Annotated in this window: 12 protein-coding genes; 5 read left to right on the plus strand and 7 right to left on the minus strand. The window is 57.1% G+C overall.

Going from position 1 to position 14,444, the window contains the following annotated elements:
- Window positions 1-54 precede the first annotated feature (54 nt).
- The 7 genes from fba to NBG89_RS31070 form a co-directional block, all read right to left on the minus strand.
- Window positions 55-1,119: a class II fructose-bisphosphate aldolase gene (fba, locus tag NBG89_RS31040; RefSeq protein WP_431324747.1), complete on the minus strand. Its 1,065-nt coding sequence runs from the start codon at window positions 1,117-1,119 to the stop codon at window positions 55-57.
- 80 nt (window positions 1,120-1,199) lie between these two features.
- Window positions 1,200-2,639, minus strand: a complete 1,440-nt coding sequence (gene lpdA / locus NBG89_RS31045) for a dihydrolipoyl dehydrogenase (protein ID WP_431324748.1) — start codon at window positions 2,637-2,639, stop codon at window positions 1,200-1,202.
- Window positions 2,640-2,715: 76 nt separating this feature from the next.
- Window positions 2,716-4,002 (minus strand): dihydrolipoamide acetyltransferase family protein, encoded by a 1,287-nt coding sequence (locus tag NBG89_RS31050; RefSeq protein ID WP_431324749.1) that lies wholly within the window; start codon window positions 4,000-4,002, stop codon window positions 2,716-2,718.
- Window position 4,003: 1 nt separating this feature from the next.
- Window positions 4,004-5,002, minus strand: coding sequence for an alpha-ketoacid dehydrogenase subunit beta (locus tag NBG89_RS31055; RefSeq protein ID WP_431324750.1), 999 nt, complete (start codon window positions 5,000-5,002; stop codon window positions 4,004-4,006).
- Window positions 5,003-6,034: a thiamine pyrophosphate-dependent dehydrogenase E1 component subunit alpha gene (locus NBG89_RS31060; protein WP_431324751.1), complete on the minus strand. Its 1,032-nt coding sequence runs from the start codon at window positions 6,032-6,034 to the stop codon at window positions 5,003-5,005.
- A complete protein-coding gene (locus NBG89_RS31065) occupies window positions 6,035-7,360 on the minus strand; it encodes an NAD(P)H-dependent oxidoreductase (RefSeq protein ID WP_431324752.1) in 1,326 nt (441 codons plus the stop codon).
- A 282-nt stretch (window positions 7,361-7,642) separates the two neighbouring features.
- Window positions 7,643-8,644, minus strand: a complete 1,002-nt coding sequence (locus NBG89_RS31070; protein ID WP_431324753.1) for a sugar-binding transcriptional regulator — start codon at window positions 8,642-8,644, stop codon at window positions 7,643-7,645.
- Between the two features lie 394 nt (window positions 8,645-9,038).
- Between NBG89_RS31070 and NBG89_RS31075 the strand changes: the two genes are divergently transcribed.
- From NBG89_RS31075 to NBG89_RS31095, 5 genes are read left to right on the plus strand one after another with little or no spacing between them, the layout of a single operon-like run.
- Window positions 9,039-10,595: an ABC transporter substrate-binding protein gene (locus tag NBG89_RS31075; RefSeq protein ID WP_431324754.1), complete on the plus strand. Its 1,557-nt coding sequence runs from the start codon at window positions 9,039-9,041 to the stop codon at window positions 10,593-10,595.
- Window positions 10,596-10,599: 4 nt separating this feature from the next.
- Entirely contained in the window at window positions 10,600-11,547 is a 948-nt protein-coding gene (locus NBG89_RS31080; RefSeq protein WP_431324755.1) for a carbohydrate ABC transporter permease, read from the plus strand.
- Between the two features lies 1 nt (window position 11,548).
- The gene (locus NBG89_RS31085; RefSeq protein ID WP_431324756.1) at window positions 11,549-12,391 is read left to right on the plus strand and encodes a carbohydrate ABC transporter permease; all 843 of its coding nucleotides are present in this window, start codon (window positions 11,549-11,551) and stop codon (window positions 12,389-12,391) included.
- A 4-nt stretch (window positions 12,392-12,395) separates the two neighbouring features.
- Window positions 12,396-13,439 carry an ABC transporter ATP-binding protein gene (locus tag NBG89_RS31090; RefSeq protein ID WP_431324757.1) on the plus strand — a complete coding sequence of 348 codons (1,044 nt, stop codon included), beginning with the start codon at window positions 12,396-12,398 and terminating at the stop codon, window positions 13,437-13,439.
- Window positions 13,439-14,428 carry a carbohydrate kinase family protein gene (locus NBG89_RS31095; RefSeq protein WP_431324758.1) on the plus strand — a complete coding sequence of 330 codons (990 nt, stop codon included), beginning with the start codon at window positions 13,439-13,441 and terminating at the stop codon, window positions 14,426-14,428. Before NBG89_RS31090 ends, NBG89_RS31095 begins: the two co-directional genes overlap by 1 nt.
- The last annotated feature ends 16 nt before the right edge of the window (window positions 14,429-14,444 follow it).

A 14,444-nucleotide genomic window follows, 5' to 3' on the forward strand; every position in this document is an offset into this window, starting at 1 on the left:
CCAGTCCGCTTCCCGACGGATGAGAGTTGACGACAGAGCTGCGCGCACTGAGTTTCAGGAGAAAACTGGATCGAGCGCACCGGACGCATAGCGCTTTGCCATCTCCGAAACAGGAAGGGGCGTAATGCGCTCAGCCATGCCGGCGGTGCCGAACTGCTCGAACCGCTCCCTGCAAAGCTTGGTGAGCGCCGCCATTGCCGGCTTCAGATATTTACGCGGATCAAATTCGCTCGGATCTTCCTGCAAGATCCGGCGAATTTGCCCCGTCATCGCCATCCGGCCATCAGTGTCGATGTTGACCTTGCGCACGCCATTCTTGATGCCGCGCTGGATCTCTTCGACCGGCACACCCCAGGTGGGCTTCATCCGGCCGCCATATTTATTGATGATCTCCTGCAGTTCGAACGGAACCGACGACGACCCGTGCATCACGAGATGCGTATTCGGCAGCTTGCTGTGAATCTCCTCGATCACGTTCATCGCCAGCACCGAACCATCGGGCTTGCGCGTGAACTTATAGGCGCCGTGCGAAGTTCCCATGGCAATCGCCAGTGCATCGACGCGTGTTTCGCGCACGAATTTCACAGCCTCGTCCGGATTGGTCAACAACTGGTCGTGCGACAGCTTGCCTTGCGCGCCATGTCCGTCCTCAGCCTCTCCCATGCCAGTCTCGAGAGAACCAAGTACACCAAGTTCGCCTTCGACGGAAATGCCGCCGAGATGCGCCATCTCAGTCACTCTCCGGGTCACGCCGACATTGTAGTCCCAATCGGCCGGTGTCTTCGCATCCGCTTTGAGCGAGCCGTCCATCATGACCGAAGTGAAGCCCGCCTGGATCGCCGTCATGCAGCTCGCCGGGTCGTTGCCGTGGTCGAGATGCACGCAAACCGGGATGTGAGGATAGATTTCGACGACCGCATCCATCATGTGCTTGAGCATGATGTCATTGGCATAAGCACGCGCGCCGCGTGATGCCTGGATGATGACAGGAGCATCAGCCGCATCCGCGGCCTCCATGATGGCCAGTGCCTGCTCCATGTTGTTGATGTTGAAGGCGGGGACGCCGTAACCTTGCTCCGCAGCATGGTCGAGCAACTGCCTCAGCGTGATGCGTGCCATCCGAAACTCCGTTTTGTTTGTTGTCAAAATAACGCACCAAGACCGTCGAACGCGTCGCAAAGCTCACTTTTGCCGGTGAATTAAGCGTTCAGCACCCGACCGTAGGCATCGAGCACGGCTTCCTTCATGGTTTCGGAAACGGTCGGATGCGGGAAGATGGTGTGCATCAGCTCCTCTTCCGTGGTCTCGAGGTTCATGGCGACGACGAAGCCCTGGATGAGTTCGGTGACTTCGGCACCGACCATGTGGGCGCCGAGCAATTCGCCGGTCTTCTTGTCGAAGATCACCTTGCAGAGACCCTGATCTTCGCCGAGCGCGATCGCCTTACCGTTGGCGGCAAAGGAGAAGCGGCCGACGCGGACGTCGCGGCCGGCTTCTTTGGCCTTGGCTTCCGTCAGACCGACGGAGGCGACCTGCGGGTTGCAGTAGGTGCAGCCCGGGACCTTGCCCTTGTCGGTCGGATGGACGTTCGGCAGGCCGGCGATCTTCTCGACGCAGACGACGCCCTCGTGCTCGGCCTTGTGAGCGAGCATCGGCGGGCCGGCGACGTCGCCAATGGCATAGATGCCAGCGACATTGGTCTTGCCGTAGCCGTCGATGACGACACAGCCGCGATCCGTCTTGACGCCGACAGCCTCGAGGCCGAGGTTTTCGATGTTGCCCTGGACGCCTACAGCCGAGATCATCCGGTCGGCCGTGATCTGCTGGACCTTTCCATCAGACGTCTCGACATGCGCGGTGATGCTGTTGGCAGATTTCTCGACCTTGGCAACCTTAGCGCTCGTGAAGATCTTCAAGCCACGCTTTTCCAACTGCTTGCGAGCGATCGCGGTGACTTCGGCATCCTCGACTGGCATGATAGTGGGCATGACTTCGACGACGGTGACGTCGACGCCCATGGAGCGGTAGAAGCTTGCGAACTCGATGCCAATCGCGCCCGAGCCCATGACGATCAGGGACTTCGGCAGCACATCGGGCTTCAGGGCCTCGAAATAGGTCCAGATCAGCTTACCATCCGGCTCGATGCCCGGCAGGGCGCGGGGACGCGCACCTGTGGCAACAATGATATGCTTGGCGGTGTAGGTGCCCTCGCCTTTGACGCCCTTCGGCACAGGATGCTGCGGCTCGACCACCGGCTTTGACGACTTGCCGACGACGATTTCGCCCGGCTTGGTAATCTTGGCTTCACCCCAGATCACGTCGACCTTGTTCTTCTTCATCAGAAAGCCAACACCGCCGTTGAGGCGTGCCGACACACCGCGCGAGCGGGCAACCACGGCCTTCACGTCGGCGCTCATCTTGCCCTCGAGCACGAGGCCGTAGTCCTTGGCGTGATTGGCGTGGTCGAGAATTTCGGCCGAGCGAAGCAGAGCCTTGGTGGGGATGCAGCCCCAGTTCAGGCAGATGCCACCCAGATGCTCGCGTTCCACAATCGCGGTCTTGAGGCCCAGCTGGCTGGCACGCACGGCGGCGACATAGCCTCCGGGGCCGGAGCCAATGATGATGACGTCGTAGGACATCTGCTTTCCTTGAAAAATTTGGGGGATCCGGCATGACACCCGTCATGACCGAGACCCCCCGAGGCCTGGGAGGAAACTAGATCAGCATGCTCATCGGGTTTTCGATGAGCGCTCGAAACTTTCCAAGGAGCTCTGCGCCAAGCGCACCATCTACCGCACGATGGTCGGTTGACATCGTAACGGTCATCACTGTTGCAGTCGACAAGTCGCCCTGTGCGTTGACGACTGGCCTTTTCTCCCCGGAGCCGACGGCCAGGATGGTTGAATGAGGAGGATTGATGATTGCTGCGAATTCCTTCACTCCGAACATGCCGAGGTTGGATATCGCACCGGTACCGCCCTGATATTCGCCAGGTCTCAATTTGCCTGACTTTGCGCGCGCAGCAAGATCCTTCATCTCGTTGGAGATGATCGAAAGCGTTTTAGATTCCGCATGTCGAATGATCGGTGTAACTAGACCGCCAGGCACGGATACGGCAACGCCCACGTCCACAGAACGATGCCGTACCAGATTTTCTTCCGTCCACGAAACATTCGCGTCGGGCGTTGATCCAAGCGCCAGTGCGTAAGCCTTGATGACCATGTCATTGACCGACAGCTTGTAGCGAGGCGTGCCGTCCGCCACTGGTGCAGACGCGTTCAGCTCAGTTCGCAGCTTGAGTAGAGCATCGATATGGCAATCAACCGAAAGGTAGAAATGCGGGATCGTTGTCTTTGCTTCAAGCAGTCGTCGTGCGATCGTTCTCCTCATTGGACTATGAGGTTGCAGGTCGAACGTGCCCTCGGTGAACTGCTTCAGAGCACTGGCTGACGAAGGTTCCAAACCAGGAGTTTCGGTTGTCGTGGGCGCTGCCGGCGCTGCAGGGAGCTCTGCAACACGAGTCTTTGAAACATCGGCACTGACGATCCTACCGTGCGGGCCGCTTCCGGTAAGTGATGAAAGATCGACGCCGCATTCTCGGGCAAGACGCCTTGCTAACGGGGTCGCGCGAATTGCGCTGCAGTGATCCACCGACGCCTCATGGCTTCTCGCCTCGACCAGATCGACGATAAAGGCCGCCGAAGGTGCGGCCTTTCCGGTCGTGGGCGGAGTAGATGGCTCAGGCGCGGCAAGATATTCCTCGCCGTCCTCGTAAACCCAAGCCACTGCCGATCCTACTGCGATATCCACGCCTTCTTCGCCTGTGACATTTCGAAGGATGCCTGCAGCAGGAGAATCTATTTCCATTGCCGCCTTGTCTGTTTCGATCTCAAAAAGGACGGCGCCCTTCGCAACCTGATCGCCTTCCTTGAAGAACCACTTCGAAATCTTGCCGGTCGCCATATCCATGTCGACCTTGGGGAGAATGATTTCTGTTGCCATTCTATCTCGCCCCCCTCACAAGATCCCGCGCTGCATTCAAAATGTCTGGGATTTGTGGAACGGCAGCCTTCTCAAGCTCCGGGTTGTACGGAATAGGCGTTTCGGACCCGCCGAGGCGGACGATCGGTGCATCCAGGTAATCGAAGGCGTCGCTTTCGGCGATCATTGCACTTATTTCCGCGCCGACGCCGAGCGTTTTGACGCCCTCATAGACACAAAGAAGCCTGGTCGTCTTCTTGACGCTTGCAATCACTGTTTCCCTGTCGATCGGCCGCACCGAACGAAGGTCGATTACTTCGATGTCGATGTCTTCCGCAGCCAGCTGTTCGGCGGCGTCGAGCGCCTTATGGACCATGATCGACGTCGCGACGATCGTGAGATCTTTACCCTGTCGACGGATCTCTGCCTTATCGAGAGGAACCGTGTAGTGACCTTCCGGAACCGGTCCCTTCATTTTGTAGAGAAGCTTGTGCTCGAAGATCATGACCGGATCGGGATCGGCGACAGCAGCAAGCAGCATCCCTTTGACATCGTGTGGCGTCGCGGGCTGGATGACCTTCAAGCCCGGCACATGTCCCAACCAGGCTTCGAGGCTCTGGCTATGCTGAGCAGCCGCTCCGGTCCCCGAACCGGCCGGAAACCGCATAACAACCGGCACCGACACTTCGCCGCCGAGCATATAGCGCATCTTGGCAGCCTGATTGACGATTTGCTCCATCGCGAGTGCTGCGAAATCAGAGAATTGAAACTCGAAAATTGGTCTCAATCCTGTCATCGCGGCACCAACGGCGACGCCGGCACCACCAAGCTCAGAGATCGGAGTGTCCATCACGCGGTCCGGGCCGAATCTATCCACAAGATCGCCTGTCACCTGAAAAGCGCCACCGTAAACGCCGATGTCTTCGCCCATCAGAATGACGCGCTCATCCGCTTCCATCGCGATCGCCATGGCTTCCTGGATAGCCTGGGAGTAGCTGAGTTCTCGAACACCGGTGTCCATTTATGCGTGCTCCGTATAAACATTCTCAGCCAAGTCTGCGACGCCAGGCGCCGGACTTGTCTTGGCGAATTCGATGCCTGCCGCGATCTCATCGCGAACCGACTGCCGGATTGCCTCGAGCTCTGCGTTATTTGCGAAACCGAATTCCTGGAGTTGCGCTTCGAACCGGACGATAGGATCTCGGTTGCTCATCCAGTCGTCGATTTCGTCTTTCGTGCGATAGCGGTTTCGGTCGCTTTTGGAGTGGCCGCGATAACGATAGGTCTTGCACTCGATGAGCGATGGCCCCTCGCCGCGCTTCGCACGTTCGACGGCATTGTGAGTGGCTTCGGCCACGTCGGAGAGCACATTGCCGTCGACGATTACGCCCGGCATGCTGTAGGCACTGGCGCGGTCGGCGATATTGGCAACCGCTGTCGAGCGCGCGGTCGAGGTCGACATGCCGTAGCCGTTATTTTCACAGACGAAGATGACGGGAAGCTTCCAGACGGCAGCCATGTTCAATGCTTCATGGAATGCGCCTTCGTTGTTTGCGCCGTCACCGAAGAAGCAGACGACAACCTTTCCGGTGTTTAGGCGCTTGGACGTGAGGGCCGCACCGACGGCAATGGGTAATCCGCCCCCGACGATTCCGTTTGCGCCGAGGTTGCCCGTCGTTACGTCAGCAATGTGCATCGAGCCGCCGCGGCCAGCGCAGTAGCCAGTCGTCTTGCCGAAGAACTCCGCGAACATGCGTTTGACATCCGCGCCCTTGGCGATGCAGTGCCCGTGGCCTCGATGGGTCGAGGTGATCTGATCCTGTTGCGTCAGCGGGAGACAAACACCCATGGCGCTTGCTTCCTGCCCAATCGACAGATGCATCGTCCCATGGATGAGACCACGCGTGTAGCTTTCCTCAGCGCCTTCTTCGAACTGACGGATGAGGTGCATCTTCCGAAGAGCGTCCAGCAACTGCTCGCGGGTATATTGTCTATAGATGAAGGGCAAATTGCTGGTCTCGGCACTCTTTACTGCTCTTGCTGAGTTCGCCATTTAAGCCTCCCTGCCGTAAACAAGGGCGTCTTGCCGGGCGCGCAAAGCGGCAAGGCGAGAGCCTTCTGCGACCGATGCGTTGTTGTAGGTAATCAACTCGCCCTTCTTGATAGGCGCGGTGACCTTGCCGCCCTGCAGCATGCCGCAGGGAATTGCGGAGGCGCTTCGAGCTTCAGGAGCGGTCATGATCCACGCGCGGTAGCAGTACTCGCCAATTGCATCGAGCTTATCGCCGGGCTGAAGATCTTTCTTGGCCACCGCACATACCTCTGCCACGGGGGTGGAAAGAGGAACCATGTCTGGTTTTCCATAGAGGACGACGCGGGCGCACGTGAGGGGGACCTCCAGCGAGGTCAGATGGTATGGCCGGTGGAAGGTGAAATACGGCCCCTTCCCCATCTTCAGATCTTCCATCCGCTCCGAGATCCGGGGATGGGACATGTCAGCAACAACGAAGACGCCAGGGGCCACACCCTTGCCGATGGAATAATCGACAACACCAACTTTCGTGAGGACGCCGCCATCCTTTTCAGGCACCAGCACCGACGATAGCTGGTCAAGCGTGGCCGCCGGCCCGTGCATGCCAGGTTTATCCGGTACAAGACCCGTTGCATTTGCAATCGCGGCCATTTCCACCATCGTCTTTGAGCCGTCCACGAATTCGACAAGCATGCGAACGTTCATGTTTCGGCGCGCCGCTTCTTCGGCGTATTGATGCGGGACCGCGTCAATGTTCAGAGGGTTGTTTTTGCCTTTGCCTGCCGCGACGATCGGATGGCCCATCGCTGAAACAAACTCGATCAATTCAATGCAGGACGATGGTTCGTCTCCAGCGCCGAGGGAGTAGGTCACTCCGAGCCGCTCGGCCTCGCTTTTAAGATAGGCGCCAATCGTAACGTCCGCTTCGACATTCATCATCACGAGGTGTTTGCCATGCTCCATGGCCGCCAGGCCGATTTCGGCGCCAACTGCCGGGACGCCGGTGGCATCGATAACGACATCGATCAGTCCGCTGTTCAGGATATTGGCGGAATCGGCCGTGATGGCGATCTTCCCAGCTTCAATCACGGAATTGAGTTGGTCAGCGCTCGCGGCATCGCGATGATGGCCATCGGCCCGGTAAGCGATATCAACGGCTTCGCGAGCACGGGCAACGTTGAGATCGCAGATCGCTCCGATCTCGATCCCGGGCATGTGAGCGACGCGGGTCACGATGTCGGTGCCCATCTCCCCACTGCCGATTAGGCCGATACGAATAGGCCTTCCCTCGGTTTCCCGACGCACGAGATCGCGTGCGAGCCCGGTTGGCGCAACATTAATGGGCATTCCATTCCTCCCAAATTCATTCGGGATGATTGGTAATGTACATTTGTTATTTCGTCAACACGTCTGTTCTTGTTTGATATCGAGCGAGGCTGAAAACAGCCGATTTTCATGGATGCAAAGAACTTTTATCTCAAAAACGAACATAATTTTGTGCTGGAGTGGGCGCGCGGACACGAGCCGGCACCAACGAGCTTGGCGCAGCCCCACGCAATTTTGCGCAGCTCTATTTCGACCAGGACAGAGCTGCCGAGGAACCTTTAAGGAGACGAAAAAATGTGGGGTCTAGCTAAGCTTGGCGTGCCCGCGCTCGGCGCCTGGTGCCATCAGGCTCAGCAGCGCACCGGCAGTCTGTTCGTCGGTCACAAAAATAGTCGGCCTGATTGTAACAAGCGAGGCACGAAGGGCCTCCAGTTTTTCTGGGCCTCCGGAAATCAGGATACGCTCGGGTGTGCGCCGCAGACGATCGAGGTTCACCGATATAACCCGAGAGTTGACTTCATGGTCGATGACGTTCCCATCCTTATCGATGAAGTTATAAAGAACGTCTCCAACAGCGCCAGCATCTATCAAGGAGCGGCGGTCTGCCTCGCTGAGATACCCGGTTCGATAGCTCGTCGTCAGCGCGGAGATGCCCCCGACCGACAGAAGTGCGACGTCCAGCTTATCGGCCATCTCAAAGACAGCGGCAAGACCGCATCTTTCCAGCAAAGCATGCTTCGTCTCCGGACTGTCGACGACTGCCGGTGCAGTTACCAGGAACCCTTCACCCTTGAAAAGCTCTGCGAACTGCCAGGCAAACTCTGCGGGATTAAAACGGCGGGCAGCAGAAATACCGCCGAGCAACGAGACGACGCGGAAGTCGTCGAGAGCGGTCCCAGCAATGAATGGCAACGTGTTGTAAAGGGTGCGCCCCCAACCTACGCCGACGATCATGCCCGAACGCATTAATCCTGTTATCAGCGTTCCCGCTGCCGCCGCGATTACCTTTGTCGGGTCACCGTCAGGATCAGCGAAGGGCGCAACGATTACTTGCTTTACCCCAAACGTCGTCTCCAGCTCCCTTTCCAGGGCGATCATATCGGAAAGCGGCGAGGATATTGTAACACGCACTTCGTTGCGGCGACGGGCTTCCGCAAGAAGTCGAACGACCATTACGCGATTGATGCCTAATTGAGCCGCAATGTCGTTCTGAGTGTAATTTTCTATATGGTAGAGCCACGCCACTCGCGCCCGCAGCCTTTCAGACTCGGTCTGAATCATGACGACTGGAGGCGTGGTCTGCATCTTTGCTTCCCTTCTAGCTGGCGCCAATAACAAACCGGGTTCAATCCCCGCGCAGTTACACTGGCGCCGTGTTCGTAATTTCGTGTCGTGTACAAGATTTATTGCTCAGTGGATAGATCGCGGTTGGTTACGAAGTGCCGGGATTGCAAACCGTTACAGCGCTGATGCCGTGCACAAATATTTGTCGTCTATGCTCGATGTTCGATCATTCGCCCAGAAAGCAGCACAAAAATCAGTTGACAGCCAAAGGATATGAACACATTGTAGTTTGCAATAGCAATTGTTCATTCCAACTGAGCGCTTGCTAGGATCGGGGCGGAGTGGAGGCCGCACCAAAACAGTCTTGCCTCCATTGGCATTCAACTGATTTATTCGGATTGGGAGGACTAACAACATGACGATCTTAAGTTCGGGCGTATCCCGCCGCGGATTCCTGAGGCATACCGCAGCTTTCGGGCTGGCAGCAGGCGCAGCCTCGGCCCTGAAGCTGCCCGCGTTTGCGCAATCGGGTCTGCCAGATGTCCAATCCGTTTTGGACAAGATTTCCGTAAAGGACTACGTCCGCGAGGACTACCGAAAGCTCTACAAAATGTCGGATGATCCACTGTGGGATCCGGCAAAGGACTGGATCCGTACGGTAGATTGGGAAAAGGTTCGCTCGGAGCAGAGCGGAAAAACCGTCAGATTTGCCGTAGGCGCCGCTGACCAGGAGTCTGCAGCCGAGGGGCTCAAGCCCTTTGAACAGTTGTCAGGCATCAAGGTAGAACTTGTTCCGATCCCCGACGACAGCTTCTACGACAAGGCGATTTCAGAATTCATTTCCGGGAACGCGTCCTTCGATGCTTTGCAGTTCTTCTCGCCTTGGCTTGGAGACTTTGCAGGTCCAGGCTTCCTCGCCGATCTCAGTGAGTATGCAGACAAATGGAAGCTGCCGTTAGATGACTTCTATGACACCTATCGTCTGAACTACGGCTACGTCGGCGGCAAGCTCGTCGGTATCCCGTTCGACTGCGACGTCCAGATGGTGCACCTGCGCAAATCGATCATGGAGAAAATTCTCGGCGGACCCATCGATCGTGCTCAATCTGTGCCGACCTACGACGAACTCATTCGCATTACTGCTGAAGCAAACAAGCTCGGGGGTGGCGTAGCCGGCGTGGGCCTGATGGCGGCACGCGGTTTCTGGGCAACTTACACCTGGGAGCATATCGCGGCACAAGCAGGTCTTTCGCTGTTTGACAATCAGTGGAACCCGCAGCTCACCAGTGATGCCGGTATGAAGGCTATGGACATCATCATGGCTCTTCAGAAAAACGCCATCGAAGGTGTTTCCGGTGCCGGCTGGGGTGAAAACCGTGCAGCCTGGCTTGGTGGCCAGGTCGCGGCAAACATAAGCTGGCAGGATAGCGGCACACAGGCCATGCGGCCGGATCAGTCGAAGATTGTCGATGATTTCGTTACGATCTACGAGCCCCGGATTTCAGGAGGCGTTTTCGCTCCACCGAATATTGCTGGGTCGACCTCTTGCGTTGCAGCCACGTCAAAGAACCCCGAGGGCGCGTTCCTAATGCTCGCGTTTCTCACGACTTCGTCGATCATGGCGATGAACGAAGCGAACGCGAATGGCGTTGCTCCGGGGTACCGATCTGTTCTCGCAAACGAGCGTCTTCGGGCGGTTAGCCAGCCCATGAAGGTCTGGGCGGACAGTCTGGAGCATGCATGGTGCGCTCCTCGCATTCCTGGGATGTTCGAAATGGAGCAGGCGCTCGGGAATGAAATCAACCGAGCGGTTACCGGTCAGATTTCAGCCAAGGAAGCCCTCGAGAACGGGCAAAAAGCTTGGAAGAGTATCCTGGAGAAGAACGGCTTCTCAAGTGGAAGCGCTCCGATCGCTTACTCGGACGTGGAGCCAGGCCTCTACGTGGGCAAGGGCAAGGCACTGCCTTTCTAAGATCATGACACATTCGGCTCAAAGACTTGAAACGGGGGCGGCGTTTGCCGCCTCCACCGCAAAGGTACCTGCTAGACCTCGGCCCCGTTCGGCTACGGCAAGGAAGGTCTTCCCGTATCTATTGGTTGGACCTGCCGTGGCCTACTTACTCGCGATTACCCTATATCCGGGTCTATTTGCGATGTACCAAAGCCTGTTCCTCGTCAAGTTCGTCAACTGGTCCTGGATCGGGCTCGGCAACTACACGCGGATCATCCAGGATCGCGAATTCTGGGCCGCTCTGGGAAACACCGCTATTATTGGCGGCATCTCCCTGGCCCTCCAATCCGTGATCGCGATGGCTGTGGCCTTTTTCTGTTACCGTGACCCTTTTGTGCGCGGCTGGCGCATCATTTTCCTGATGCCGATGTTGTTCATGCCCTCAGCGGTGGCATTCATCTGGAAGCTCGCATTCAATGATGGCCGGGTAATCTCCGATATCCTCATGTCGATTGGAGTGGTCTCCAACAATGTCGACTGGCTTTCATCGGTTTGGCTGGCCAGACTTACACTGATCGTAGCGGACGTGTGGCAGTGGACGCCCTTTCTTTTCATCATCTTCGTTGGCGCACTTCAGGGTCAGGACGAGGAAATCGAGGAAGCGGCCCGATTGGACGGGGCAAGCTGGAGCAGCATTTTCTGGAACATTTCACTGCCGATGATGAGGCCTATCATCGTGGTGGCCGTAACGCTGCGCGGCATCGACATCACAACAATGTTCACAAACGTCTACATCATGACCCAAGGCACACCAGGCGGTGCGACGGAGACGATGAGCTACTTCATCTATCGCCAAGGCTTCAGGATGTTCAATTTCGGATACGCGTCCGCGGCATCTGTGCTGATGCTGATCTTCACGATCGTAATCGCTCAAACTGTCGTTAAGCGCGCATTCAAATCTGGGAAATCATGAGATGGCTAGCATTCGAAAAAGCGGCGGTGAAAGCCTCCTTCTTCGCTACATCATACTTGTCGCATGGGCGCTCTTTTGTCTTGTTCCGATCCTGTGGTTCCTGACAATCGGCTTCAGACCAAGAACGGAAATCATCGTCCCAAGGCCGATCTACTGGCCGACGTGGAGCTTGGACGCCTGGCGCCTGCTCGTCAGCGACTGGCCAATCGCTTCCTATCTGCGAAACTCGCTCGTTGCGGTCGCGGGCTCTGTCGTCATCGATCTGCTGTTGGCTATTCCCGCAGCCTTCGCGCTGGCTCGATATGAGTTCCGCGGCAGAGAGGACATCGGTTTTTATATCCTGTCGACGCGTATGATGGCGCCTGCCATTGTTGCAGTGCCGATCTTCTTCCTGTTCAAGAACATGGGTTTGTTGGATTCCGTCTGGGCACTGATGCTCATTTACGCGGCTATCAACCTCAGCCTCGTCACCTGGATCATCCGAAGCTACATGCTTGATATTCCAAAGGAACTGGAAGACGCTGCCCGTACTGACGGCGCGGGAGACTTGACCATTCTTTGGGAAATAATGATCCCAGCGTGTCTGCCCGGCATCATAACGGCTGCTGTAATCGCCGCCATCTTCGCAATCAACGAATTTCTCTTCACCCTCCTCATCGCATCAACCTCGAAGGCTTACACGATGTCTGTTGCGCTCGCCAACTTCACCGGCGGCTCCGACGGGGTGATCTACAACGCAATCGCACTCGTCTCGTTCCTCGCATTCGCTCCGATCCTGATCCTCGTTGTCCTGATCCAGAAGCATCTCTCGCGTGGCCTGACGATGGGCGCTGTGAAAGGATAATTCCATGGCATCTATTGAACTAAAGAGCATCGTGAAGAGCTTCGGCTCATTCTTTGGCGTTCAGGACGTAACTCTCGATATCGCTGACGAGGAATTTCTGGTCCTTTTAGGCCCCTCGGGGTGCGGCAAGACCACGACGATGCGCATGATTGCTGGTCTGGAGCATCCAACGGGGGGCGAGATCCGCATCGGCGGCAACCTCATGAACGAAGTCGATGCCCGCGATCGGGACGTTGCCATGGTCTTCCAGGGCTATGCCCTCTACCCGAACATGTCGATCTACGAGAACATTCGGTTTCCTCTTAGAATGAGGCGCGTTCCAAAGGACAAGCATGATAGCCTCGTTCGTCGAGCCGCGGATATGGTTGAGCTTGGGCCGTTCCTCGAACGCAAACCTGGCGCGCTTTCAGGAGGCCAGAGGCAGCGTGCTGCGCTCGCACGTGCCATTGTTCGCCAGCCGCAAGTCTTCCTCATGGACGAGCCGCTTTCAAACCTCGATGCAAAGCTGCGTGCGAGCATGCGGGTCCAGATCAAACACATGCAGCGCGACCTGAAGGTGACTACAGTTTACGTGACGCACGACCAGATCGAGGCAATGACGCTTGCCGACCGAATCGTTATCATGAATAAAGGCATAATCCAGCAGATCGGGACCCCCGATGAGATCTATTCGAATCCCGCGAATACCTTTGTGGCGGGGTTCATCGGATCGCCGCCGATGAATTTGGTGTCGGGCCATGCACAAGATGGAACTTTCTCGGCCCCTGGCGTTAAAGTCGCCTGCCCTGCCAAGCTCTCCGGTCAGGTTACCCTCGGCTTTCGGCCGGAGGATTGCCGGATTGGTGGCGAGAATCTCCAAGGCACTGTCTACGGCGTCGAGCCCACCGGCGACATCACCTATCTGTCTGTCCGCTCTCCAGAAAAGACCTTTGAAATCAAAGCTGGCCGGGACTTCCGTGCAAAAATTGATTCAGCTGTGACGATCGGGTTTGATCCCAACCGGCTCTACTACTTCGACAGTGACGGCAACAGGGTCGGAGTTCAGTGATGGCGGCGACCTTTGATTTCAGCTCCGTCGGCTTTTACACCTTCGATGCTCTTTGCCGACCGGTCACGGAGATCCCGCGAGGGGGGCAAACCCTTTTCGTGGAAGACTTCACGCTGGCCGTATCCGGCGCGGCAGGTTCGGCTGCCATCGTGGCAGCCAAGTACGGCCTCCGGGTTCAAGCCGTCGGCGGAGTGGGCTATGATGACATGGGCGACTGGGTCCGCATGAAGCTCCAGTCTTTCGATGTAGATACTACAATGATGCGCCGCTACGAGGGTTACACAACATCCTCCTCGATCGTGACGACGCGGCCGAACGGTCAGCGACCAGCACTCCATAAGCGCGGCGCGACCGATGCTTTCTTCGTATCAGACTCGGAAATGGATCGAGTTCTTGACACAAAAATCCTGCATGTCGGTGGGGTCGGTCTGATGAATCGGATGGACGACTGTGGTCGTACCGCGGAAATCATGGCAGAAGCGCGCCGCCGCGGTGTGGTAACGACGCTTGACGTCTTCGCGTCAACGTCCGACGATCTCCCGAAGGTCGAAGCTCTCTTGCCTTACACCGACTATTTTCTTCCCTCTGAAGAGGAAGCGCAGGCGCTATCTGGATTAACCCACAACAAGGATCTGGCGGATTTCCTTCTCAGCAGAGGGGCGAAGTGCGTCATTCTGACTTTGGGAGCAGAGGGTGCGTACTACCATGACCAATCCGGCTTGGAGTTCCACTCTCCGGCATTCAAGGTCGACGTGAAGTGCACTTGCGGGTGCGGCGATTGCTTCAATGGCGGTTTCGCCAGCGGTTTGGTAAAAGGACTGTCTGCTCGGGATGCGGTCGAGCTCGGCCAAGCGTCTTCCGCGTTAAACGCCACCGGCCTTGGAAGTCAGGCGGGAGTGGTCGATTATGATGCGACTCGCGCATTTATTGAGAGGACACCTAGGCGCGGATTGGGCTATGATATTGCTGCTCTGACAGGGGTGCAATGAGGCAAGAGGGTAGGTC

The organism is Rhizobium sp. YTU87027 (genome assembly GCF_050644135.1).
Lineage (GTDB): Bacteria > Pseudomonadota > Alphaproteobacteria > Rhizobiales > Rhizobiaceae > Rhizobium.

Coding starts and splice junctions, on each gene's coding strand:
- NBG89_RS31085 (WP_431324756.1), top strand. CDS start 11,549: ATGGCTAGCATTCGAAAAAGCGGCGGTGAAAGCCTCCTTCTTCGCTAC.
- fba (WP_431324747.1), bottom strand. CDS start 1,119: ATGGCACGCATCACGCTGAGGCAGTTGCTCGACCATGCTGCGGAGCAA.
- NBG89_RS31055 (WP_431324750.1), bottom strand. CDS start 5,002: ATGGACACCGGTGTTCGAGAACTCAGCTACTCCCAGGCTATCCAGGAA.
- NBG89_RS31090 (WP_431324757.1), top strand. CDS start 12,396: ATGGCATCTATTGAACTAAAGAGCATCGTGAAGAGCTTCGGCTCATTC.
- NBG89_RS31070 (WP_431324753.1), bottom strand. CDS start 8,644: ATGCAGACCACGCCTCCAGTCGTCATGATTCAGACCGAGTCTGAAAGG.
- NBG89_RS31060 (WP_431324751.1), bottom strand. CDS start 6,034: ATGGCGAACTCAGCAAGAGCAGTAAAGAGTGCCGAGACCAGCAATTTG.
- NBG89_RS31050 (WP_431324749.1), bottom strand. CDS start 4,002: ATGGCAACAGAAATCATTCTCCCCAAGGTCGACATGGATATGGCGACC.
- NBG89_RS31065 (WP_431324752.1), bottom strand. CDS start 7,360: ATGCCCATTAATGTTGCGCCAACCGGGCTCGCACGCGATCTCGTGCGT.
- NBG89_RS31075 (WP_431324754.1), top strand. CDS start 9,039: ATGACGATCTTAAGTTCGGGCGTATCCCGCCGCGGATTCCTGAGGCAT.
- NBG89_RS31095 (WP_431324758.1), top strand. CDS start 13,439: ATGGCGGCGACCTTTGATTTCAGCTCCGTCGGCTTTTACACCTTCGAT.
- lpdA (WP_431324748.1), bottom strand. CDS start 2,639: ATGTCCTACGACGTCATCATCATTGGCTCCGGCCCCGGAGGCTATGTC.
- NBG89_RS31080 (WP_431324755.1), top strand. CDS start 10,600: ATGACACATTCGGCTCAAAGACTTGAAACGGGGGCGGCGTTTGCCGCC.